Raw genomic sequence first — 22809 nt, forward strand, 5'->3', positions numbered from 1 at the left:
GAGGGCGTCAGGGGGTGACGTCGAAGCGGCGGCATTCTTCCAGGAAGGGTTCCGGGGGATATGCCGGGGGGCCGCCCTGCCAGATTTTGATCAGATCCGGGCTCCAAAAGCGGAGTGGCAGTAGGGTGCACCAGTCGGTTTTTTCAGGTTGTATGAGAATTGGCACAAGACGGGTGTGGATGTAGCCAAGGGGCAGGCGGGTGCGCTGGATGCAGATATTGCCAAAACAGCTTCCAGGCTTGGCACCGAGCGTGGGCGGCAGCTTGATCACGGCGAAGGATGAGCGGTCGTCGCGGATCGCGTTGGCAACGGCTTCGGTTTTAGGCGGTGGTGGCGACTGCCCGAAGCGGAGTTCATTGACTCTCCAGGCCAGGTCAAAGACGGCGGGGCAGTCTGATGGATTGGTGGAATACACCACGCTGCCATAGTGGGTGTTTTGCCCCGGAATGTAAGCGGGAAAAAAGGCGCGGGCAAAATGCCCCAGAACGACGTAGCCGTGATAGGCCAGGATGAGGCGGTCGGCTTTGGGCGTCATTTTGTCCGCGGTCAAATCGGGCTCGGGAGGCTTGAAGGAGAACCAGCGCTGGCGCGGACGCCCGGCCTCCCAGAGGGCCTGGCATTGGTCGCGAAATCCATGGAGGGGTTGTTTCCATCTCTCCGCCAAAACTTCAGGGTTGTAGTCTGCCGCCATTTGATTTGCACCGTTGTCGAACCGGATGGAGCGAAGCCTAAAACGATCTGATGGCCCTGTCGAGCCGGTGCTCCTGCCTAAAATCGAGTGGCTGATGGGTTTCAAATGGGAACCTTGGCCGTACCAAAGCGGCCATGTCATTCCAAATTTGGGCCAAGGATGTTTTGGCGTAGCGAGCGGAAGAGGGGCATACTGGAGTGGGCTTTGATCCCCTGCCCTTTTTCTTTTCTATGAAATTCATTCGCGATCTTTTGGTGCTCGCTTCGGGCATTCTGTCGGCGCTGTACCTGCTGAATCCCACGGGAGGTGTTATTGAGTTCATCCCGGATAATTTTCCTTTGATTGGGAATCTGGATGAGGCGGCGGCGACGGCGCTCCTGATCAACTGCATGGCTTACTTTGGCTTCGATATTGGGCATTTCCTGAAGCGGAAGAAGCCGGAGGAAAAGCCGGGAACGCCCAAGACGCATGACATTGAGGTGACGAAGGAATGACGCAGGCCATCAAGCGAAAGTAGTCCCGGGCTTTAGCCCTCTGGGGCTGCCACGCCTTCCCGGAGTGAGCTAAAGCTCACGAGTACTTCATTGCACCACCAGGTCCGCAGCGGGCATTTCCGGACCGGCGATGCCACCTTGCACCAGGCTCCACCGGAGGCCGGGGCAGTAGCGGGAGGCCCAGTGATCGCGGCGGATGAGGGTGTCGGCGGCGCCGTGGCGAAGGTAGGGGAAGTGGCGCTTGTGGTGGAGGGCGAGGCGCAGCGGGGAGAGGTCGGTGCTGAAGCTGACGAGATGGAGGGGGCGGATGGGGCCTTTGGCGGATTCGGCTTCGTAGAGGAGGATGATGGCGATGGCGGTGGCGGCGGCATCAAGGTGCGTGTCCCAAACGATGAGGGGCGGTGAGTCGGCGGGCTGGCGGAGGGACTGGATGAGCTGGGACTCGATGGCGGGATCGAGCTGCGGGGTGGTGGGGACGATGCGCAGCGAGGGCGTGTGGAGGATCGCGGGTGGCTGGCCGTGGAGCTCGTAGTCGCCTTCGTGATGGATTTTGGCGGAGGTACGCTTGGGATGGGTGACGGGGTGATCGATGTCTTCGATGGGGAGGATCTCGCGGCGTTCGCGGTAGAGCGGGAGGAAGCGGTCTTCGAGGATGCTCTGGCGGATCTCGCGCATGAGCTGGTGGTAGAAGTGGATGTTGTGCTGGCCAACGAGGGTCCAGCCGAGGGGCTCCTGCGTTTTGGTGAGGTGGTGGAGGTAGGCGCGGGTGTGGGTGGCGCAGACGGGGCAGGTGCAGGTGGGATCGAGGCGGTCTTCGCTGAATTTGTACACGGAGCGGCGGAGCTCGACGATGCCGCGGGAGGTGAAGGCGGTGCCGCGTTTGGCGACCTGGGTGGGGATGATGCAGTCGAACATGTCCACGCCGCGATGGACGGCCTCGAGAACATCGACGGGGGTGCCGACGCCCATGAGGTAGCGGGGGCGGTCTGAGGGGAGCATGGCGGCGGTGAGCTCGCAGACGTCTTCGCGTTCGCTCTTTTCTTCGCCGACAGCGAGGCCGCCGATGGCGAAGCCGTCGAAGTCGATCTGCATGAGGCCATCAGCACTCTCGCGGCGGAGGTGGGGGTAGAGGGCGCCCTGGACGATGCCGAACATGGATTGCGGGGAGTCTTCACGCGCGGCGAGGCTGCGCAGGGCCCAGCGCTGGGTGATCTGCAGGGCGGCGCGCGTTGTTTTTTCGTCGGCGGTGGACGGGATGCACTGGTCGAGCACCATCATGATGTCGCTGCCGATGGCGCGCTGGGTTTGAATGCTGAGCTCGGGGCTGAGGAGGATGCGCTGGCCATCGACGTAGCTCTGGAAGACGGCACCCTTTTCCGTCATGGAGCGGGAGTGGGGGAGCGAGAAGATCTGGTAGCCGCCGGAGTCGGTGAGGACGGAGCCGGGCCAGTTCATGAATTTGTGGATGCCGCCTAGCTTGGTGAAGACATCGGGACCAGGACGTAGCAGGAGGTGGTAGGTATTGGCGAGGAGGATCTGCGAGCCGGAGGTGTGCAGGGTCTCCTGGGTCTGAGCCTTCACGGTGGCCTGCGTGCCGACGGGCATGAAGAGCGGCGACTGGATGGTGCCGTGCAGCGTGTGAAACGTGGTGGCGCGCGCGCGGGAGTCGCTGGATTGCGCGTCGAGGCAGAACTGGAGGCGTGAGGGGGACATGCAGGGCTTCCGGAGAGGGCTACGATCCGAATTACGTACTCAGAAAAGGCGTTACTTCGGGTCTGCGAGCATGGCGCGGAGGCCGGAGAAGAAATTGGTGTTTTCCTCCTGCGTGGTGGTCTCGTTCATGTGCTTGGTGTAGTCGAGCTCCTCGACGTATTTGCGGTCGAGTTCCTTGAGAAAGGTGCTGGGCATGCTGCTCTGCACCTTGCCCCACTTCATGCGCGTGCGGGTGTAGCTCATGGTGAGCTTTTGCTTGGCACGGGTGATACCGACGTAGAAGAGACGGCGCTCTTCATCGACGCGGCCTTCGTCGAAGCTGCGTTTGTGCGGGAGGATGCCCTGCTCCATGCCGGGGAGGAAGACGACGGGGAATTCGAGACCTTTGGAGGCGTGCATGGTGATGAGGCACACGCCTTTTTTCTTTTCGATGTCGTCCTTTTCTTCGCGGTCATCATTGAGGCTGACTTCATCCAGGAACCCGGCGAGGCCGCTGGCGCGGTCGCGCTCGGCATGGTTCGTCATGCTTTTCAGCAGTTCGTTGATGCCGTTCTCCCAGCCTGCGAAATCATCGGGGGTTTTGGCGGCCTTCTTGAGATATTCCATGTAGCCGACCTCAAGGATGAGCGCCTGCGTCATGTCCACCAGATTGGTGCCCGGCGTGGTGGCAGGTCCGGCAAATTTCACAATGAGCTGCGTGAAGGTGCGGATGGCATTGCGCCCCTTTTCAGGAATCTGGCGCAGAAAATCCTCATCGCACAGCGCCACCCAGATGCTGTGGTGCTTTTCCATGCTGCGCTCGCGCGCCAACTCGGCGGTGGCGCTGCCGATGCCGCGAGTGGGTGTGTTTAGAATGCGCAACAGAGCCATGTCGTCGTGCGGATTGTGCAGGACGCTGAGGTAGCTGAGGATGTCCTTCACTTCGCGGCGGTCGAAGAAGCTGCGTGCGCCGACGACACGGTAGGCGATTTTGCGCTGGCGGAATGCTTGCTCCAGAATACGCGACTGGTCGTTGGTACGGAAGAGGACGGCAAACTCTTCGAGCGGCTGCTTGTTGGCAAAGTGGGCGGTCTCCACATCTTTGGCTATCATGTCGGCCTCTTCCTTGTCATCCTCGTTGGCAATGAGACGGACGAGATCGCTGCCTTGATTGCGGCTCCAGAGGGACTTGGGGCGGCGACCGGCGTTGTTTTTGATGAGGCTGTTGGCCGTGTGGAGGATGGGCGTGGTACTGCGGTAGTTTTCCTCCAGCTTTACGACGTGGGGATTGGGGAAGAAGTTTTCGAATTCGGTGATGTTGGTGATTTCGGCGCCACGCCAGCCGTAGATGGACTGGTCGTCGTCTCCCACGACGCAGACGTTGTAGGGTGCGGGCACGAGTGCGCGGAGGAGACGCATCTGGAGGGAGTTGGTGTCCTGGAATTCATCGACCATCACGTAATGGTGGCGGCTCTGCACGGTGGCGCGGACCTGGGCGTTTTCTTCGAGGAGCTTCACGCCGAGGATGATGAGGTCATCGAAGTCCATGACGTTGAGGCCGCGCATCTCGTCCATGTATTTCTGCATGACGGCGGCGTCGAGATTGGTCTCTGGATCGCCGAGGCCCTCGCCTGCATTTTTGGCTTTGCTGATGCGCATGAGGGCCATGCTGGGATCGAGCGTTTCGTCTTTGACGAGCAGGCTTTGCAACACGCGCTTGATGAGAGTTTCCTGCTCGCCTGCGCTGTAGATGGCGAAGTTGTTTTTGTAGCCGACGTGCTCGGCGAACTCGCGGAGGAGGCGGACGCAGAACGCGTGGAAGGTGCCGACGACGACTTTTTTGCCGAGGCCATCGCGAACCATGCCTTTGATACGCTCGCGCATTTCATTGGCGGCCTTGTTGGTGAAGGTGACGGAGAGGATGTTCTTGGGATTGATGCCCTCATTCACCATGTAGCTGATGCGGGCGGTGAGCACGCGGGTCTTGCCAGTGCCTGCGCCTGCGAGGATGAGCAGCGGGCCGTGAATGTGCGTCGCGGCCTCACGCTGTTGCGCATTGAGTGTGCCGGTGAAGCCGCTCATGGCTGTCCCGCACCTCGGACGGGCAGGCCGCGTTCGCGCCATTCGTTGAGCACCTGAGGGAGGAGCTTGTGTTCTTCGGTCTTGATGCGGGCGTGGAGTTTTTCGGCGGTGTCGCCGGCATGCACCGGAACGGTGGCCTGCGCGAGAATGCGGCCGGCATCGATCTCCGCGGTGACAAGGTGGACGGTGCAACCGGTTTCGGGATCGCCAGCATCGATGGCAAGCTGAGGTGCATTGGCGCCTTTGTGTTTTGGGAGCAATGAAGGATGCACATTGACGATGCGTCCGGCGTAGGCGCTGATGACGGGGTCTTTGAGGATGCGCATGAAACCAATGAGCACGACGACATCGACGCGGGCACGTTCGAGGTGCTCGAAGATTTCCTTTTGTGCGGCGTCGCTGAATTTGCGCGGGTTGGCACCGCCATCGACGTGGAGTGCGGAGAGGCCGGCCTCGCGTGCGATTTGAAGGAAGGCGGATTCGGACTGATCGCTGAGAGCGATGGCGATTTCCGCATTCAGGGTGCCGGCCTGGATGGCGGAGATGATGGCGCGGAGATTGGAGCCTGCGCCGGAGCCGAGGACAGCAAGACGGAGTTTGGCGTTGCTCGCGAGGGTGCAGTCCGTGGCGAGCATCTTGTTGATGGTGCTGGTGGTGGAGCGACCGGGGACGAGCGGGAGGATGGAGATCTGGCTGCCTGCAGCCTCGAGGGCGGAGCGTTCTTCGCGGTTCAAGGACTCGACGGTGTAGTCGCCGCCTTTGGCATAGACGTGAGGGCGGATGGCTTCGATGAGTGCGGTGGCACGTGCGTCGTCGAAGATGACGACGGCATCGACGGCACGAAGGGCGGCCATGACTTCGGCGCGATCGTTTTGGGAATTGAGGGGACGGTCGGGGCCTTTGAGGACGCGGACGGAGGCGTCTGAATTTAAAGCGACCACCATGGCGTCTCCAAGGGCACGGGCCTGCTCAAGGTAGCGGACGTGGCCGGCGTGGAGGAGATCGAAGCAGCCATTGGTGAACACCAGTTTTTTTCCTTGTTGATCCAAGGTGTCACGCAAGCGCCGGACGTCGGCGATGGTGGCGGGGGTGTAGTCTGCGGGCATGCTTTGTTAATGGCATGGAGAGGGCGGGATGCAAGGAACGAGCGGGAGGAAAGGAAAAATGGGAGACTGTTGGAGAAGAAAAATTTTGGTAGAAAGATTAGGGCTAGGAAGATTTTGTTGAGAGGGGGCGTGGGGTGAATGGGGAGAGGGAGAAGGGCAGAAAGATTTTGGGCAGAAAAATTTCAGAGGGGAGACTTAAGATGTGAGCGATCTGAGTGTTTCTTTGCGTTATGCAATACCATGTTTTCCTCTTTAGTGGTATTTTGTGGTTTAGTATGATGGGCATAAAAAAAGCGGAGGGGTGAGCCTCCGCTTTTTTGGGATGGGGTGGAATGATTTCTAGTTCTGCTTGGAGACGACTTTCTCGGCGTTTTCGAGGACGGCGGCGCCGGGGTCGCGTGTGAGGGGCCAGTAAGCGTCCATGTTGAGCTTGGCTGGAGGCGCCATGGGGAACTGCTTGCCGTTCTTGGTGACGAAGCCCTGGTAGGAGAGAGGCATGAGCGTGACGCAAACGCGCTCCTGATCGAACTTCTGCACGTGGAGGGCAGCAGCGAAGGTGCTCTTCTGATCGAGGACGAGTGTGTCGCCGGCCTGATAAGGATCTGCTTTATCCTTGTTGCCAGGAAGAACGATCTCGATGTCCACGTCTTCGATGTCGGAGGAACGTGCGCGAACGACCCAGCCTTCGGTGATGACGTCCTTGGTGGTGAGAGGGCGGGCGTTGATGACCTGGAAGCTGCCTTTGACGTAAAGGGGCTGCTCCTGCTTGTAGTTGCGAATGTAGGAACGCTTGAGGAGGTCGTTCTTCACCGCAAGCTGCTCGCTGTTAAAGGAATAGAACTCCGCAAGGAGATCGCGCGCAGGAAGGAACTTGCCCTGTGGCACGGTGTAGTTGGTGAACTTGCGAAGGGGATCGAGCTTGTCGAAGCGTGCGAGGACGCGGTAGTTGAAGGGCTTCTCAGGATGAGCGAAGACCATAATGCTGAAGAACCAGCAGAAGGTGGCGAAGCCCATCAGCAGAGTGATGAGAATGGTCCACCAGAAGATGCCGCCGGAATCTTTTTTCTTGGAAAAGCTCCCGCCACCGTATGAACGGTACTCGTTGCCGTCGCTCAAAAATCGGATTTGCATGACAGATTTGCGAAAATTTTAGTTATTATAACTTAGGAATATTCAAATTCTACAATATCGACGGAATTTGAAAAGGAAATTTTGTGAATAAGTTGGCAGCAAGCTTGCTTCATTTTCAGTCACTTCGATCAGGAAGACTAAAGTTATGAGAAATGGTGAACAAGGTTTATCTTTAGGCGGTCTGAGGCTCAAATGAGGTGCCGCAACCACAGCTACGGGCGGCATTGGGGTTGGTGAGCTTGAAACCGGCGTCTGAGAGGGAGTCCACGTAGTCAATCTGGCTGCCGCGAAGGAAGGAGAGGCTCTCAGGATCGATGATAATGGAGACTCCATCTTGAGACTGAACGGAGTCAGCTGGGGTGGAGTGATCCAGGCCCATAACATACTGCATGCCGGCGCAGCCGCCTTTTTCGACGCGGAGTCGCAGGCCCGTGGAGGCATCTGCCTGCTTTTCGGCGATGAGGGATTTGAGGTGTTCGACGGCGCTGGAGGTGAGGGAAATCATGCGGGACAGGACAAGAGAAGAAAAGGGACGGATGGCGGCGAAGTGCGGAGATTGCAAATCCCCAACCGGCATCCAAGGTGACGATCTTGTGTGGCAGAAGAGGCTACGCTTGTCATCCCCCACTTTATCCAAATTTCATGGCCAAAATTCGCATTCTTCCCGACGCACTCGCCAGCCAGGTAGCGGCCGGGGAAGTCGTGGAGAGGCCGGCGGCGCTGGTGCGGGAACTGGTGGAGAACAGCCTGGATGCGGGGGCACGGCACATTGAGGTGCATGCGCAACGCGGAGGCATCGCGATGATCCGGATTGTGGATGATGGGAGCGGGATGGACCGGGAGGACGCCATGCTGTGCCTGGAGCGGCACGCGACAAGCAAGATCCGGACGAAGGAGGACCTGGGGGCGATCCATACTTTTGGATTTCGAGGGGAGGCGCTGCCGAGCATCGCGAGCGTGTCGCGCTTTCGGCTGGCGACGCGGGAGAAGGAGGCGCTGGTGGGCACGGAGATCGAGGTGAACGGCGGAAAGCTGATGGGGGTGAAGGACCATGGCGGTGCTCCGGGCACGGTGATCGAGGCGCGGTCGCTGTTTTTCAATGTGCCTGCGCGGCGCAAGTTTTTGCGGACGGAGAATACGGAGTTTGCCCATGTGGAGCAGCAGCTGCGGCTGCATGCGATTGCGAATCCCCAGGTGGCCTTCACGCTGACGCACAATGGCGAGCTGGTGCTGCACCTGCCGGCAACGCGGGACATGCTGGAGCGGATTCGCGGGCTGGTGGGTGATGAGCTGGCTTCGCGATTGCTGAAAGTGGATGCGACCACGATCCATGGAGTGACGGTCTCCGGGTACATTGGAGGTCCGGGGATGAGTCGATCCAACCGGCAGATGCAGACGACCTACCTGAACGGGCGGCCAATCGAGAGCGCGAGCATTTCGTATGGGCTGCGCGAGGGCTACCACACGGCCTTGATGAAGGGGCAGTATCCGGTGACGTTTCTTTTCATCCAGATGGATGCGCAGGCGTTTGATGTGAACGTGCATCCGGCGAAGAAGGAGGTGAGGTTTCACGACGGGAACAGCGTGCGTGACGCGATCTCTCGATGTGTGAGCCACACGCTGGAGAACGCGGCGAAGCTGCCGACGGGGCATGCTCCGGCGCGGAGTCCCCTGCCCTCCCCCACCGCGGCGCGAACGCCGGTGGTGCCGAGCAGCCGGCAGGAGCAGTTTGTGATGCCGGTGGATGCCTCGACGGCGCCGCTGCGCAATGTGGAACCGACACGGCCGCAACCGGTGGTGGCTCCTGCGGCGAGGGATTCATGGAGCGCACCGCAGGCCACGCCGGAGAGGAAGCCGGTGGAGAAGATCGTGGTGCCAGAGAGGACGGTGATGCCCGAGGCGGAGACGGAAGATGCAAAGGAGGGAGATGGTGAGGCTGCGGAGACTGAAGCTGCTGTGGAGACTGCGTCTTCGACTTCGGTTTCATCTTCTTCTGCTGCTGCCGCGCCGCCGGAGTTTCGCATCATTGGTGTGCTGCAGAAGCTGTATGTGCTGATGGAGAGCAAAGAAGGGCTGGTGATGATGGACCAGCATGCGGCGCATGAGCGGGTGAACTTTGAGAAGTTCCGCCGTGCGCTGGAGTCGGGTGGTGTGCCGTGCCAGCGGCTGCTGATGCCGATCACGCTGCAGACGACGCCAAGGGATGCGGACCTTTTGAAGCAGAACCTGCCGTCGCTGAACCGGCTGGGGATTGAGATCGAGCCGTTTGGGCCAAACATTTTCAAGGTGGAGACGCTGCCGTCGTTTTTGAAGACGGATGATCCGGCGGCGTGGCTGGATCAGGTGATCGAAGAGCTGAGCAGTTTGAGCTCGAAGTCGTCAACGCTTAGGCTGAGCGAGGATGCGATCGCCACGACAGCGTGCCGGGCTTCGGTGAAGAGCAATGATGTGCTTTCGATTCCGGAGTTGCAGGCGTTGCTGAAGGATTTGTTTGCTTGCGAGATGCCGTACTGCTGCCCGCATGGGAGGCCGACGCTGGTGCAGATTTCGACGTCGGAGCTGGAGAGGAAGTTTGGGAGGAGAGCGCCGGGTTAGAGGGTGGACTCCAGGGAGTGGTGAGGGAGGCAGTCTGCTGATGACTGGTTTCCGTCGTCCCCTCACCCCGGCCCTCTCCCCGAAGAGAATCAAAAGAGTTATCGTGGGTCAGGGGCGGGGCGAGGGAGAACTGCTTTCGACGCGGTCGGCCATTTTTCGTGAACACTCGTGGCTTTGGGGGACGTTGTTCCCTGCCCTTCCATGTTTATGATCTCATTTCGTCCCCTGCTCTGCCTTGGCTTCGCGGCTATCACCCTTCCTGTTGTTGCTCAGAACAAGGAAAAGAAGCCGGAGAGGCCGCAGCCGCCGACGAGAGCGATGGATGCGCCGGGAGCGCCGAAGTTCACTAGGCTGGATGGCAAGGTGGGGGCAGTGCCGCCGGTGAATGTGGAGGGGGATTTTGTGATCGGGCCGGAGTATGCGCCGGCACCGGAGACGAAGGTGGTGGAAGGTGTGCCGCAGGGAAAAGTACAGCAGTTTCAGATCGACTCGAAAGAGACAAAGCTGTTTAACCCGGGCATCGCGCGGGAGGTGTTTGGCACGGTGGATCCGAACAACCCGAAGACGCTGATCGTGGAGACGCACAAGATTGACTACAAGCGCACGGTCACGGTGTATGTGCCGGCGCAGTATGTGGCAGGGACGGCGGCGCCGTTTATCGTGACGCATGATGGTCCGGGCATGGGCAAGCCGGACATGAATCTTGCGCATGTGCTGGACAACCTGATCGCGCAGAAGCGGGTGCCGGCGATGATCGCCATCATGGTTTCCAGCGGCGGCGGTGATGCGCAGGGGCATGAGCGCGGGCTGGAGTATGACACGATGAGCGGGCTGTATGCCGAGTACATCGAGGCCGAGGTACTGCCGCGGGTGGAGAAGAATTATGGGGTGAAATTGACGAAGGATCCCGAAGGACGTGCGACGATGGGCAACAGCTCGGGAGGCTCGGCGGCGCTGGCGATGGCGTGGTATCACCCGGATTTGTATCACCGGGTGCTGACGTTTTCGGGGACGTTTGTGAACCAGCAGTGGCCGTTTAATCCTGAGACGCCGGATGGTGCGTGGGGATTTCACAGCAAGATCATCCCTGAGAGTCCGGTGAAACCGCTGCGGATCTGGATGGCCGTGGGCGACCGCGACCTGCTGAACCCGAATGTGATGCGGGACAACATGCATGACTGGGTGGACGCGAACAACCGGATGGCGAAGGTGCTGAAGGCGAAGGGCTACCACTACCAGTATGTGTACTGCCTGAACACCGGGCATGGCATTGGCCCGGCGAAGCCGCAGATCCTGCCGGAGGCGCTGGAGTGGCTGTGGCAGGGGTATGGGAAGTAGGGGCTATCCATCCTTCGCTAAAGCTACGGAGGACTCGCTTCGCTCGGATGCCGAGAGAGAGATTTTGCATTTGATGTCGTGGGGGTGCGCCGTGATATGTTGGGGTGACCCGCAGGTGACCACTGATGCCCAACGCCAAACCAGCCACTGCAAAGCAGGAGAACTCCGCTGACTGCACGCCGAAACTGAGCAGCGTTCAGGAGCACTACAAGCTGCTGAGCTGCCTGCTGGAGTACATTCCCGACCGGATTTACTTCAAGGACAAGCAGGGCGCGTTTGTGCTGGTGAGCCGCTCTGAGGCCGAGTATCTGGGGACGACGAGTCCAGCGGAGGTGGTGGGGAAATCTGACTTTGACTACTTCGAGCCATCGCTGGCGCAGGCGGCCTTTGATGATGAGCAGGAGCTGATGCGGCTGGGCAAATCGATCGCGGGCAAGGAAGAGAAGAAACTGCTGCTGGACGGGCGCACGGGCTGGGCGCTGGTGACGAAGATCCCGCTGCGCGATGCGGACGGGAGCATCATCGGCACGTGCGGCATCTCGAAGGACATCACGGCGCTGAAGGAGACGGAGGAGGCGCTGTACCGGGCCAATGCCGCGCTGGCATCGCAAAAGGCGCTGCTGGAGAAGTCGATGGCGGAGCTGCAGCAGACAAAGCTGGAGCTGCAGCAGCAGCTGGCGCTGCGGGAACGGGTAGAGGACGAACTCGTGAGGGCGAAGCGGGAGGCCGAGGAAGCCAGCAGCGGGCTGGGCCCCTTCTTTCAGGTGGCGCTGGACATGCTGTGCATCGCGGGGATGGACGGTTTTTTCAAGAGGATCAACCCGGCGTTTTACACCACGCTGGGGTATTCTGAGAAGGAGATGCTTAGCAGGCCCTTCATGGAGTTTGTGCATCCGGAAGACCGGTTCAAGACGGTGGAGGCGGTCGAAGAACTGGCCTCGGGACAGAACCTGGTGAACTTCATCAACCGCTACCGGCATCGGGACGGGACTTACCGGTGGATCGAATGGACCGCGGCCCCGAACGCCACAAAAACGGCGATCTATGCGGCGGCGCGCAACATCACGCAGCGTATTCACAGCGAGGACGAGCTGCGCATGGCAAGGGAGGCGGCGGAGGCGGCCAACCGGGCGAAGAGCACCTTCCTGGCAAACATGAGCCATGAGATCCGCACACCGATGAACGGAGTGATCGGCATGACGGAGCTGCTTCTGAACACGCGGATGACGGCGGACCAGCGAGGCTACCTGAACCTGGTGCGGCAGTCGGCGGACTCCCTGATGACGGTGCTCAATGACATCCTGGATTTCTCCAAGATCGAAGCGGGCAAGCTGGACCTGGACCGGCACGAGTTTGACCTGCGGGACGCGATCGGAGACACGCTGCAGACGCTGGCGCTGCGCTCTGCGGAAAAGGAAATCGAACTGGCCTACCTGGTGAAGCCGGATGTGCCGGACTGCCTGATTGGCGACGTCAGCCGCCTGCGGCAGATCATTTTTAACCTGGTGGGAAATGCCATCAAGTTCACGCCGCGGGGAGAGATCGTGGTGGAACTGCGGGTGGAGAGCCTGACGAAGACCCAGGTGTCCCTGCACGTGCAGGTTTCGGACACGGGGATCGGGATCGCGAAAGAGAAGCAGGCGCAGGTGTTTGAATCCTTCACGCAGGCGGAGAGCTCCACGACGCGGCGCTTTGGCGGAACGGGACTGGGACTGGCGATTTCCAAGCAGCTGGTGGAGCTGATGAAAGGGCGCATGTGGCTGGAGAGCGAACCCGGCAAAGGAAGCACCTTTCATTTTACAGCGTTGTTTGACCTGGGCACACCCAAGCCGGATGCGGCAAGGCTGCTGCCGGAGAAACTGCGAGATTTCAAGGTGCTGGTGGTGGATGACAATGCGACGAACCGCACGATCCTGGAGGAGATGCTCAAGACTTGGGAACTGCGGCCGATCCTGGCGGCAAGCGGCGCCGACGCGATGGAGATTTTGGAGGAAGCACGCCGTGAATCCAGGCCGATCCCGCTGATGCTGCTGGACTACATGATGCCGGAGATGGACGGTGCGGAAGTGTGCCGGCAGGTCAAAGAACGCCTGGGCAGCGGAGCGCCGAAGATTCTGATTCTTTCCTCGGGCGGAAATTTGACCGCGCAGCTCGGAGATGAAGACCTGGGCTATGAGCGCTGCCTGACAAAGCCGGTGAAGCATTCGGATTTGTTTGATGCAATCAGCCGTGCGATGGGAGGGGTGATCGCCGACGAAAGAACCGGAGCACACCATGAACCTGACGGACATCAGGGCGTGGTGCCGATGAAGCTGCTGCTGGCGGAAGACGGGCGGGTGAACCAGCTGGTGGCGATCAAAATGCTGGAGGACCGGGGCCATGAGGTGACGCTGGCGAACAATGGCCGCGAGGCGCTGGCGATCCTGGCCACGCACGAGTTTGACGCGATCCTGATGGACATTCAGATGCCGGAGATGAACGGGCTGGAGGCCACGGCAGCGATCCGGCAGGGCGAGATCGGGACAGGAAAGCATGTGCCGATCATTGCGATGACGGCGAATGCGATGAAGGGCGACCGGGAGCAGTGCCTTGCGGCGGGAATGGACGACTACATTGCGAAACCCATCCATGCCGGGGAGCTTTATCCGCTGCTGGAAAAGTATGCGGATCTCAGCCACGAACCCACGGAGATTCTGCCCTATGGCATCGCGTGCAACGAGCCGGTGTTTGATGCGGCGACGTTCAGCGACAACATTGGAGACGGCCCGCTGATGGTGGAGCTGATCCGGCTGTTTTGCGAAGAGTCGCAGCCAATGCTGGGCAATGCCTGCCTGGCGCTGCACAATCTGGATGGCGAAGCGCTGCACCACGCCGCGCATTCGCTGAAGGGACTGGTGGGCAACTATGCGGCGACGCCGGCCTTCAACGCGGTGTCCGCCCTGACGGAATGCACGAGGACGGGCAATCTGCTGCAGGCGGGGAAGATTCTGGCCGTGGTGACCGAGGAAGTGGCGCGGCTGCGGGAGGAGCTGCTGGCGTTTGAGAAGGAGCTTGAGTGAGCGGGGGCAGATCTTCGCGAACGTGAGCTGATAAACCGTCGCTAGAAGTCGCGCGGAGATGAAGGCGAACCCTCACCCCTGCCCTTTGACTCACTGCGTTCGCCCTTTGGGCTGCCTGCGGCAGTCTATCTTCGCTTCGCTGCGATTCCCCAGAGGAAAATATAGATGACGTTGTGTGTCAGGGGTGGGGAGAGGGAGAACCGCTTTGCGATGCTCTCATCCGTCAATAAACCGTGATTAAAGCGTCATTAAAACGTGATTAATCAGCAATCGCTCATGCGAAGGATTGAAGAGTTTCCTGGACCCAAGAGGGGTCCGGCAGAGCAAAGGGCCGGAAGGTTTCGAGGCGGGATTCGTGTTCGCTGTAGAAGAGGGCGCGGTGGAGACCAAGGGTGCTGGCTTTGGGAGAGTCGATCAGGCTGGCGGAGTCGTTGGCGCTCATCTGGAAGAGGACGCGCATGCCGAGCTCGCTCACGGCCTTGCGGCTGATGGAGCGGTTGACATTGTTGAGAGTGTCCAGGCTGGTGATGAGATGGACGCCGACGGGCGGGCCTTCGGAGATGATGTCGTTGAGCTGGTTTCCGGGCTTGGGAGCATCGTCTCCGCCGAAGGAGAAGTCGTCTTCGTAGCGGAGCTTGCGGAACTTCTGCAGACCGAGAATGAAGAGGAAGATGGGGGGATCTCCGGACGCACCTTCGTCGTTGCGACGGCGCATTTCGGCGTGGATTTCGTTGATGAATTCGGGCGCTTCATGGCCCTGGGAAATCTGCGCACGGCCCTGGGCGATGCTCTCGAGAAATTCGCAGTCGGGCGTGCCGGAAAGGGCGCTGTGCACGAGGTAGAACTTGGGGGCGCGATCGCGCGGATGCTGAGCGGCAAGGGCAAGGATGCCGAGGCCCATGATGGCGGCGACGGCTTCGTCGTTCTGACCGACGAGAAGAAGGTGGCGGCCGCTCTGGCGTGGGAACATGGCCTCGGTGGGGCCTTTGATGGCATTGGGCATGCCAAGCCAGCATTTGGGATCGACCGGGACTTTGACAGAGGGAATGGCGAGAGCCGCGGCGAGAAGGGTGTTGTCGCGAACGTCCGCGGGCATGTTGCCTTCGAAGACGATGGGGCGCTTTTTGTCGAAGCCGCGTTCCTTGGAAAGCTGGGAGACTTTGACCAAGTTGGCGTCCCGTTCTTCGTCGGTGAGCCAGACGACCTGGAAGGGGCTGTTCCCTTCGACAGCGCCGGCGGCGTCATTGTAGATGCCTTCACCCGGGCGGGAGAGGAGCCGGGGCGCGGTGTTCGTGTCGTCCATGATGAGGGCTGCGTCTGCCTCATTGCACTGAAGGGCGATGCGGATGACCATCTGGCCGAGGGTGGTGCGGGCGAGGGTGTAGGCACCTCCGAGAGTCTGGGAACCGAGGAAGACATGGATGCCAAAGGCGCGGCCCTGGCGCACGATGCGGTCCAGCAGCAAGGCGGCACCCTGGGCCACGGAATCGTCTTCGGTAAAGTACTCCTGGAACTCATCGATGATGAGCATGGAGCGCGGCATGGGCTCACCGCCAGGGACGCGTTTGTAGCCAGCCAGATCCTGTGCGCCGGCCTTGCGGAAGAGTTCGCCGCGACGGCGGAGTTCTTCATCGATGCGCTGAAGCACGCTGAGGGCGAATTCGCGATCGCTCTCAATAGCGATAACCTTGGCGTGGGGAAGCCGGGCATCCGCGTAGCATTTGAACTCAACGCCTTTTTTGAAGTCGATGAGGTAGAACTCGATCTCGTCGGGGCTGCAGGTGAGGGCGAGATTGGTGATGATGATGTGGAGCAGCGTGGACTTGCCGGAACCGGTTTTACCGGCGAGCAGGGCATGCTGGCGGGTGCCTTTGCCAATGGCGAGGTATTGCAGCTTGGTGGCGCCAGTGCGGCCGATGGCGATTTTGAGCTCACTCGTGGTGCTTTCGGACCACATCTCCTTGGGCGTGACGACGCTGAAGGGGACCTGGACCCGGTTGGAGTCGATGCTGGCCTGGCCAATCTGATGAGCGAGGTCGGCAGCGACGGCGTCAGGCGGCGGGGGATCAAGTTCCAGGGTTTTGATGCCGCTGAAGCTGACGACGCCCTTTTCACGCACGAGACGCACACAGTTTTTGCGCAGGTCGTCCGCACTGAGTCCTTCCGGCAAAGGCTGGCGGCGGTCCCAATGAATGAGGACAAACACGCCGCAGCGCGCACCGCTCATGACAATGCTTTTCAGGCGCGCCATGGCGGTTTCATTGAAGGCGGCGGGCAGTCCGGCGATGACGAGGAAGTGGTACTTCTCCGCCACGCTGCCGGCCTGCTCGTTGTATTCGGTGATGGTGGCGTACTCGTTGCGCAGGTACATCTGGATGACCTTCTCGACGTGCTCATTGAGCTCGGCGAGGCGCTCCTCGATGTGCTCGCGCTGGGTCCAGATGCGGCGGTTGATGAGGGCAGGCTCGTAGTCGGCCAGGTGCATGAGGCCGGCGAAATTTTGACCGAGGCCGACGGCATCGATGATGGTGAAGTGGACCTTGCCCGGAGGAGCCTTGGTGAAGAGGCTGAAGATGACCTCGTTCATGACATCAGACACCCATTTGCCGCCGTCGTCGTCGGTCTCGATGAGGAGAGAGCCCTCCTGTGGGAAGGCGAGAGCGAGCGGGAGAGAGATGTGCTCGTGGCCGCTGAGGCTGAGAGGCGTCTCCTTGGCGAACAAGGCCGCGGAGGTGCTGAGATCCAGGTTGAGAGCGCCGAAGCGCACGGCGTGTGGAAAGTGCGAATGAGGCGTGTAGCTGGAGGTCCAGGGTTCGAGCTTCGCGGAGGCGGCCTGCTGGACCTCATCGACAGCGGCGAGCAAGGGCGGAACTTTCTGCTCCCATTCCTTCTGCAGGGCAGTCCAGCGCTGCTGAGCGGTGGTCTGCATGGCGGTCATGGACTCGGTGTGCTGATCGACAAGCTGCTGCCGGTGCTGGGCGAGCGGACCGCTGACCTGGGCGAGGGCGGCGGCTTTTTGCACTTCAAAGCGATGAAGATTGCGCGCAAGAAGGCGCTCATTGCGGGCGAGACAGGCGGGGATCTGAGTGGCCAGACGCTTGAGCATGGCGTTGCGGAATTTGTCCGCCACCTCGTCGGCACGGTTCCACTCGGCAGTGACCTGGGCGTCGGTGTTTTCATAATCCGCCTGGAGCTGGGCGGCTGCGGCATCCTTGGCGGCATTGAGCTCCAGCAGGCAGGTTTCGTAGTCCAGCACCGCGAGGCTGAGCTCCTGCAAATCCACGCGGGGCTTGGAGAACATCTTGAACATGCCGCCCCCCTTGCCGGCACCGATCTGCTCTTCGAGATTCTGCGCGTGTGCTTCGATGGTGGCAATGCGGGCGGGGATGTCCGCGAGCGTGAGGGCGGCATCAGGCTCAGGGGCGGCCTTGCGACCAAGGCGCTCGCCCGTGGCCTTCAGCACGACGAGGAGGCGGTCTTTGGCGGCATTCAGACGCGCGAGAAGGGCATTGGTGTCTTCATCCAGCTGCTGCAGGCCGCGTTTGCGAACTGAATCCGCATGGACGCGGCGCATCTGCTGACGTCCGAGCCAGCGCTCGCGCTCCTTCTGAGTCATGGCCTGGAGATCGCGGCGGATGCGGTCTTCGTAGCGCTTGAACGAGGTGGTGCGACGGGCATGGCGCGCGTGGATGGTCTTGGCATACTCATCCCATTCCGCAGCGGCGGCATCGACCGTGCTCGTGTGATGAGCGTCGAAGGCCTCCAACTGCTGGATGTGATTCTGCTCTGCGGTGTAGCGCTTGGAGCGGATCTCGCGGGCGATCTGTTCGCTGCGCGTGGCAAAGCCACCTATGGCCTCGCGCAAGGTGTTGAAGAGAGAAACAATGCGCGAGGAGCGGAGGTCAAGGGTGCTGTTCACAGTCTTTGCGGATCTTGCGGAGCAGATTTTCGAGTTCGTTGATCATCGTGCCGGTCTTGGTGATGAGACCCGGCAGGGGCTCAAGATAGTTTTTTTCAAACTCCAGAGCCTTGGCATCGCGCCAGTGCGCCTTGGTGGCATGCCAGTGCTCGGAGAGTTCGCGGGCGTTTTGGATGAGATTCATGGAAACAGCGGCCGGTGGAAAGCAAACGGTGGAGGGAGGTCAGGAAGGAGAACTCGACGAAGGCGACGGGGTTTCGTTGTAGGCCTGAAGTATTTTCTGAATTTCCACAAGGTAGGCCACGGCTTTGGCGAGATCGTTTTCCAGGTAGTCGCGGAGGGAGTCGACTTTGCGGGCAAGAGGATCGACGGTGCGGTCAAAGTCACGCCCCCAGGCTTTGGTGCGCTTGGCCCCTTCCTGAGCCTCCTCCAGGGCGGCGCGGGCTTTGCGCACCGCCATCTGCTGGAAGGCGGGATTCTCCACAAACTCAGACATGCGGGCGGTCATGAGCTCCTGCTGGGCCTGATCGAGCTTGTTTTGCCGCTGGCGGATCTGGGTGGCCCAGAAAGCGGGCTGCTCAGACTGCAGCCATCCGCGCGTTTTTTTCACGGAATCCTGAACGGAATCGAGCGTGACACGGGTCTTGCTGATGAAGACGATGAGAGCAGCGCGAAAGGCCTCGATGGAGTCGAGATTGGAAATGCGTGCCTGGTCAGCCATGTCTTTTCTGGTTCCTTGTTCCTGGTTTGGGGCTCTGGATCATTAACGCTGGGAAAGGTATTCCTCGATGCGCTGAGCTTTGCGGAGGAGGAAGGGGGTGTGCTGTTCGGACATTTCCATGAAGCGCTTGATGGCTTTCATGGTGGTGTTGAACTCAGCGGCGAATTTTTCATGCTCGGCGTCCTGCCAGGTCTCGCCGAGGGCGGCGAAGCGGCTCTGCAGGGAGGCGGAGCGCTGCTGCATGTCCGTATTGAAACGTTTCAACTCCTGCGCAAAGCGCCGGACCTCCTCGGGATTCATGATTGCCTGAGCCATGGAAAGATGATGAAGGGAGAATGAGGAATGACGAATGGTTTTGCGAGCAATTTGGATGGGTAGAACCAGATGGGCTTAACGCCTACACCGATGACAGCCCGTTTTATTCGATAGCGAAAAAACTCGACATCGTCATGCACCATTGAATAAAAATTTAATCCGATGGTTTCAAGAATCTCCCTGACTCCAGAACCGCATCCATCGCGATGAAGGCATCCCGATCCCATAAGGCCAGCGCTTTTGGGCAGCCAACGGTGCGCGGGTGGCTGGTGGTCTTTGTGTCTGGATTTCTGACAGTCTGCATTCTGGGGGCCGCGCTCTTTTTTGTGGCATGGCTCGTCAGAAAAGGAGCCGCAGGGTTAAAAATGCCGGTGCATGGGTTCCCTTTTGAGCCTCCAGAACTGGCCGCAGCGCACGTGGTTCTTAAATCTGCCGCTATCTTTGGAGTTCTTCTCGCGACGCTCTCCTTGTATCAATCTGCCCGGCGCAAACGGCAGGAGGAACGTCTGCCGGGCACCCACGCCATCCTTGGTGACTATGAGAGCGTGCCCCATTTTAAGACCTGGCACTCCACACCCCTGCTGCCCACCGGACGGGAGGTGTCGCTGAATGGATGCGGTGATGGTCCATCCGAAATCCAGGTGGCGCAGTGGCAGCAGTTCATCTCCCGATACGAAAATCTGGTCGCCGCTGCAGAGGCGGGTCTTCTGACACCGCCGCATCCGCTGCAGGAATGCCGGGCCGTCACTCTGACACCGAAAGCGATCTCCCTGAGCCACGATGGCCGGGTGAAAATTGCGTTTCAGTTTTTCACGGAGCCAGAAAACTCGTGGTCCTCGGATGAGGAAAAGCCGTTTCCGCTCGCCGTGTTTTCGCCAACGCTGGAACTGGAAAACACGGACTGGGTGACCGCTGAAGGCTAGTCCACGTAAAGCAGCGAATTGGAGCTGAGCAGGGCGTGGCAGAGGGCGGTGAGACCGAGAAAGGCGGGGTCTCCAGGAGTCTTGGCAGGGGCGCCGAGCTGCACTTCGAGCGGAGTGGGATTGGCTTTGTAAAACTCCGTCTGGGCCTGCACGAACTCAACGCTCTGCTGCACTTCTGATTCCGAAGGAGCCTTGCCATTCACCAGTTTGAAGGCGTAGCGCACCTGGTCCGCCGTATCCTTGCCGCCCTCGGCCTGGAGACGCTGGGCGAACTGCTGGGCATGGACGCGCATGGTGGTGCTGTTCATCAGCAGGAGGCTTTGGGGGCTGACGGTGGTGACGGTGCGTGCATCGCAGTTCGGCTCCATGATGGGGGCGTCAAAGGTGGCGAACATTTCGAGCTGACGGGAACGGCGGGCCTGCACGTAGATGCTGCGGCGGAACTCATCACCATTGAGCGGGACAACTTTGCCGGAAGGACGGCCGGCGGTGTCGGTGGTGTCGATGCCGATGACGACCTGACCTTCCTCGTTGAACATGACAGGTACGGGCTTGCCGCCGACCTGGGGATTGAGCTTGCCGCTGACGGCAAGGAGGCTGTCGCGCAGGATTTCGGCCTCGAGGCGGCGGACGTTCATGCGGCTGAGATAAGCATTGTCGGGATCAATGCGGTCGCGGGTGGCATCGCGGGTGGAGGCCTGACGGTAGGTGCGGGAAGTCATGATCTGGCGGTGCAGCTGCTTCATGCTCCAGCCACGCGCCACGAAATCTGAGGCCAGCCAGTCAAGGAGCTCGGGGTGGGTGGGCTTGCTGCCGAGCTGGCCGAAGTCCCCTGCACTGGCGACGATTCCTTTGCCAAAGTGGTGCATCCAGATGCGGTTCACCATGACGCGGGCGACGAGAGGATGCTTGCCATCGGTAAGTTCGGTGGCGAGGGCAAGGCGGCGGCCAGTGGTGGCGAGCGCGGCGTTTTTCTCGGGGATGTCGATCTTGCGGAAGGCGGCGAGCACGGTGAGATCGCTCGGCTTCACCTGCTCCTTCGGCTGGTCAAACTGACCGCGGTTGAAAATGTAAGTGGCAGGCACGGCCTCAGGTTTCTTGGGCAGTTCGGTGAAAGCGTGAAGGAACTCCTGCTTCGGCTTGGTGGCGCGCACGGCGGAGGCTTCCTCCGTCATCTTCTTCAGTTCATCGGCGTGCTTGGTTTTGTAGGTGGTGTCGTAGAGATAAAGGGAGCCGGCGCTAAGCTGGTTCACGCGCGGCCAGGCTTTGAGGAGCTTGGTCTGATCTGCGGTGCGCTTTTTCACTTCGGTGCGGTAGGCGGTGCGGAGGGAGTCGCGGTCTTTCTCGGGGGCCTTGGCGAGCTCCTTTTCGAGAACCTCCGTGATGAACTCCTCGCCTTTGGCCAGACGGGCGGCGTCGATCTTCTTGGCCTCTGCTTCAATTTTGGCGGCTTCCGCAGCTTCTTTTTCTGTCTGCAGAGAGACGAGGCGACCGGCGGGACTGCGCCATGCCTTGGTGTCGAAACCAGGCTCGAACACCGCACGAAGGCGATAGTAATCCGCCTGGGAAATGGGGTCATAGCGGTGATCGTGGCATTGGGCGCAACCGATGGTGAGGCCGTAGAGGGAGGTGCCCACCATCTTGAGTGTGTCGGCGATGTTGGCGTTTCTCGTGGCGAGATCGCTCGTCTCTCCAGTGCCGTTTGGCGACATGCGGAGGAAACCGGTGGCGGCGAGTTTTTCGATGGCGTCTGGCGCGAGGTCTTTGTACGGCTGCGGCACCATCTCATCTCCGGCAAGCTGCTCGCGGATGAACTGGTCGAAGGGCTTGTCCTTGTTGAGCGCGTTGATGACGTAGTCGCGATACTTCCAGGCCCAGGGGCGCTCGAGGTCCTTTTCGCCAAAGCCTTCGCTGTCGGCATAGCCTGCGGCATCGAGCCAATGGCGGCCCCAGCGCTCGCCGTAGTGCGGGGAGGCAAGCAGGCGATCGACCAGATGCTGGATGCTCGATTCTGGATCCTTGATGTAAGCAGCGACGAACTCGTCCACCTCCTGAGGCGTGGGAGGGAGGCCGATGAGATCAAAGGTCGCGCGGCGGATGAAGGTGACGGGATCGGCTTCGGGCGAGAAGGACAGGCCTTTTTCCGAAAGCTTGGCGGCGATGAAGGCATCGATGCCGAGTTTGGGCTTGGCGGTCTGTGGAGAACTTGGAACCTTGGGATTCGTGATGGGCTGGAGGGACCACCAACCGCGCTCTTCATCGGTGAACGCGTGTTCGGGGCCGAGCTTCTCGGGCTCGGGGCGGGCGGTCTTGGCACCTTGGGCGACCCAGGCTTCGAGGGTGGCGATGTCCTGGTCCTTGAGCTTGGTCTTTCCCTTCGGCATTTCGCCTTTTTTGACGAGATCGAGGAGATGACTCTCCGCCACTTTTCCGGGAACGATCACGGGGCCGTCCTTGCCGCCTTTGAGAATGAAGCGCGCGAGGCGGACATCGAGCCCGCCCTTCATTTCGCCGTCCTCTCCATGGCACTGAAAGCAGTGCGTTTTGAGGATGGGGCGCACGTCTTTCTCAAACATCACAGGAGCTGCCGCAGCCCAGGCGGGCGCGACTGCCAGCAGCACGAGGGCGAGGTTTGAATGGGGGCTGAAAATCATGCGGTGGAATACGGGGGCACGTGGAGCGCTCTTGCATGGCTGACTGATCAAGCAAGCCAGCGTTTTTTATGCCAAGGCATGGAAACTGA

General features: G+C 60.4%; 16 protein-coding genes. 5 read left to right on the forward strand and 11 right to left on the reverse strand.

The annotated features are described in order from the left end of the window. Nucleotides 1-7: 7 nt before the first annotated feature. Nucleotides 8-535 carry a hypothetical protein gene (locus ACILSO_RS07455; protein ID WP_395736751.1) on the reverse strand — a complete coding sequence of 176 codons (528 nt, stop codon included), beginning with the start codon at nucleotides 533-535 and terminating at the stop codon, nucleotides 8-10. A gap of 386 nt (nucleotides 536-921) precedes the next feature. Between ACILSO_RS07455 and ACILSO_RS07460 the strand changes: the two genes are divergently transcribed. Next, complete coding sequence (locus ACILSO_RS07460; protein WP_395736752.1) at nucleotides 922-1185, forward strand: DUF1232 domain-containing protein; 264 nt, start codon at nucleotides 922-924, stop codon at nucleotides 1183-1185. An 87-nt stretch (nucleotides 1186-1272) separates the two neighbouring features. Here ACILSO_RS07460 and tgt read toward each other — a convergent pair whose 3' ends face one another. From tgt to ACILSO_RS07485, 5 genes are all read right to left on the reverse strand, one after another. Next, nucleotides 1273-2898, reverse strand: coding sequence for a tRNA guanosine(34) transglycosylase Tgt (tgt, locus tag ACILSO_RS07465; protein ID WP_395736753.1), 1626 nt, complete (start codon nucleotides 2896-2898; stop codon nucleotides 1273-1275). Nucleotides 2899-2949: 51 nt separating this feature from the next. Beyond that, nucleotides 2950-4959, reverse strand: coding sequence for an ATP-dependent helicase (locus ACILSO_RS07470; protein WP_395736754.1), 2010 nt, complete (start codon nucleotides 4957-4959; stop codon nucleotides 2950-2952). Continuing rightward, the gene (gene purN / locus ACILSO_RS07475; RefSeq protein WP_395736755.1) at nucleotides 4956-6065 is read right to left on the reverse strand and encodes a phosphoribosylglycinamide formyltransferase; all 1110 of its coding nucleotides are present in this window, start codon (nucleotides 6063-6065) and stop codon (nucleotides 4956-4958) included. Before purN ends, ACILSO_RS07470 begins: the two co-directional genes overlap by 4 nt. Nucleotides 6066-6404: 339 nt before the next feature. After that, nucleotides 6405-7196, reverse strand: coding sequence for a hypothetical protein (locus tag ACILSO_RS07480; protein ID WP_395736756.1), 792 nt, complete (start codon nucleotides 7194-7196; stop codon nucleotides 6405-6407). 172 nt (nucleotides 7197-7368) lie between these two features. Further along, the gene (locus tag ACILSO_RS07485) at nucleotides 7369-7701 is read right to left on the reverse strand and encodes a HesB/IscA family protein (protein ID WP_395736757.1); all 333 of its coding nucleotides are present in this window, start codon (nucleotides 7699-7701) and stop codon (nucleotides 7369-7371) included. A gap of 137 nt (nucleotides 7702-7838) precedes the next feature. On the opposite strand from ACILSO_RS07485, the gene mutL reads away from it, so the two are divergent. From mutL to ACILSO_RS07500, 3 genes are all read left to right on the forward strand, one after another. Continuing rightward, complete coding sequence (gene mutL / locus ACILSO_RS07490) at nucleotides 7839-9791, forward strand: DNA mismatch repair endonuclease MutL (RefSeq protein WP_395736758.1); 1953 nt, start codon at nucleotides 7839-7841, stop codon at nucleotides 9789-9791. Between the two features lie 207 nt (nucleotides 9792-9998). Then, nucleotides 9999-11129: an alpha/beta hydrolase gene (locus ACILSO_RS07495; protein WP_395736759.1), complete on the forward strand. Its 1131-nt coding sequence runs from the start codon at nucleotides 9999-10001 to the stop codon at nucleotides 11127-11129. Between the two features lie 125 nt (nucleotides 11130-11254). Further along, nucleotides 11255-14188: a response regulator gene (locus ACILSO_RS07500; RefSeq protein WP_395736760.1), complete on the forward strand. Its 2934-nt coding sequence runs from the start codon at nucleotides 11255-11257 to the stop codon at nucleotides 14186-14188. Between the two features lie 274 nt (nucleotides 14189-14462). On the opposite strand, the gene ACILSO_RS07505 is transcribed toward ACILSO_RS07500, so the two are convergent. From ACILSO_RS07505 to ACILSO_RS07520, 4 genes are read right to left on the reverse strand one after another with little or no spacing between them, the layout of a single operon-like run. Next, the gene (locus ACILSO_RS07505; protein WP_395736761.1) at nucleotides 14463-18107 is read right to left on the reverse strand and encodes an FtsK/SpoIIIE domain-containing protein; all 3645 of its coding nucleotides are present in this window, start codon (nucleotides 18105-18107) and stop codon (nucleotides 14463-14465) included. After that, complete coding sequence (locus ACILSO_RS07510) at nucleotides 18091-18291, reverse strand: hypothetical protein (RefSeq protein WP_395736762.1); 201 nt, start codon at nucleotides 18289-18291, stop codon at nucleotides 18091-18093. Before ACILSO_RS07510 ends, ACILSO_RS07505 begins: the two co-directional genes overlap by 17 nt. A 39-nt stretch (nucleotides 18292-18330) precedes the next feature. Then, entirely contained in the window at nucleotides 18331-18828 is a 498-nt protein-coding gene (locus tag ACILSO_RS07515; protein WP_395736763.1) for a hypothetical protein, read from the reverse strand. A 42-nt stretch (nucleotides 18829-18870) separates the two neighbouring features. Further along, on the reverse strand, nucleotides 18871-19143 hold the full coding sequence (locus ACILSO_RS07520) for a WXG100 family type VII secretion target (RefSeq protein ID WP_395736764.1): 273 nt from the start codon (nucleotides 19141-19143) through the stop codon (nucleotides 18871-18873). A 206-nt stretch (nucleotides 19144-19349) separates the two neighbouring features. On the opposite strand from ACILSO_RS07520, the gene ACILSO_RS07525 reads away from it, so the two are divergent. Next, nucleotides 19350-20066: a hypothetical protein gene (locus ACILSO_RS07525; protein WP_395736765.1), complete on the forward strand. Its 717-nt coding sequence runs from the start codon at nucleotides 19350-19352 to the stop codon at nucleotides 20064-20066. Here ACILSO_RS07525 and ACILSO_RS07530 read toward each other — a convergent pair. Further along, on the reverse strand, nucleotides 20063-22720 hold the full coding sequence (locus tag ACILSO_RS07530; protein WP_395736766.1) for a PSD1 and planctomycete cytochrome C domain-containing protein: 2658 nt from the start codon (nucleotides 22718-22720) through the stop codon (nucleotides 20063-20065). The two genes, ACILSO_RS07525 and ACILSO_RS07530, sit on opposite strands and share 4 nt — an antisense overlap. Nucleotides 22721-22809 lie beyond the last annotated feature (89 nt).

Origin of the sequence: Prosthecobacter sp., from assembly GCF_044226605.1 — a bacterium.
In the GTDB taxonomy this organism is placed as follows: domain Bacteria; phylum Verrucomicrobiota; class Verrucomicrobiia; order Verrucomicrobiales; family Verrucomicrobiaceae; genus Prosthecobacter.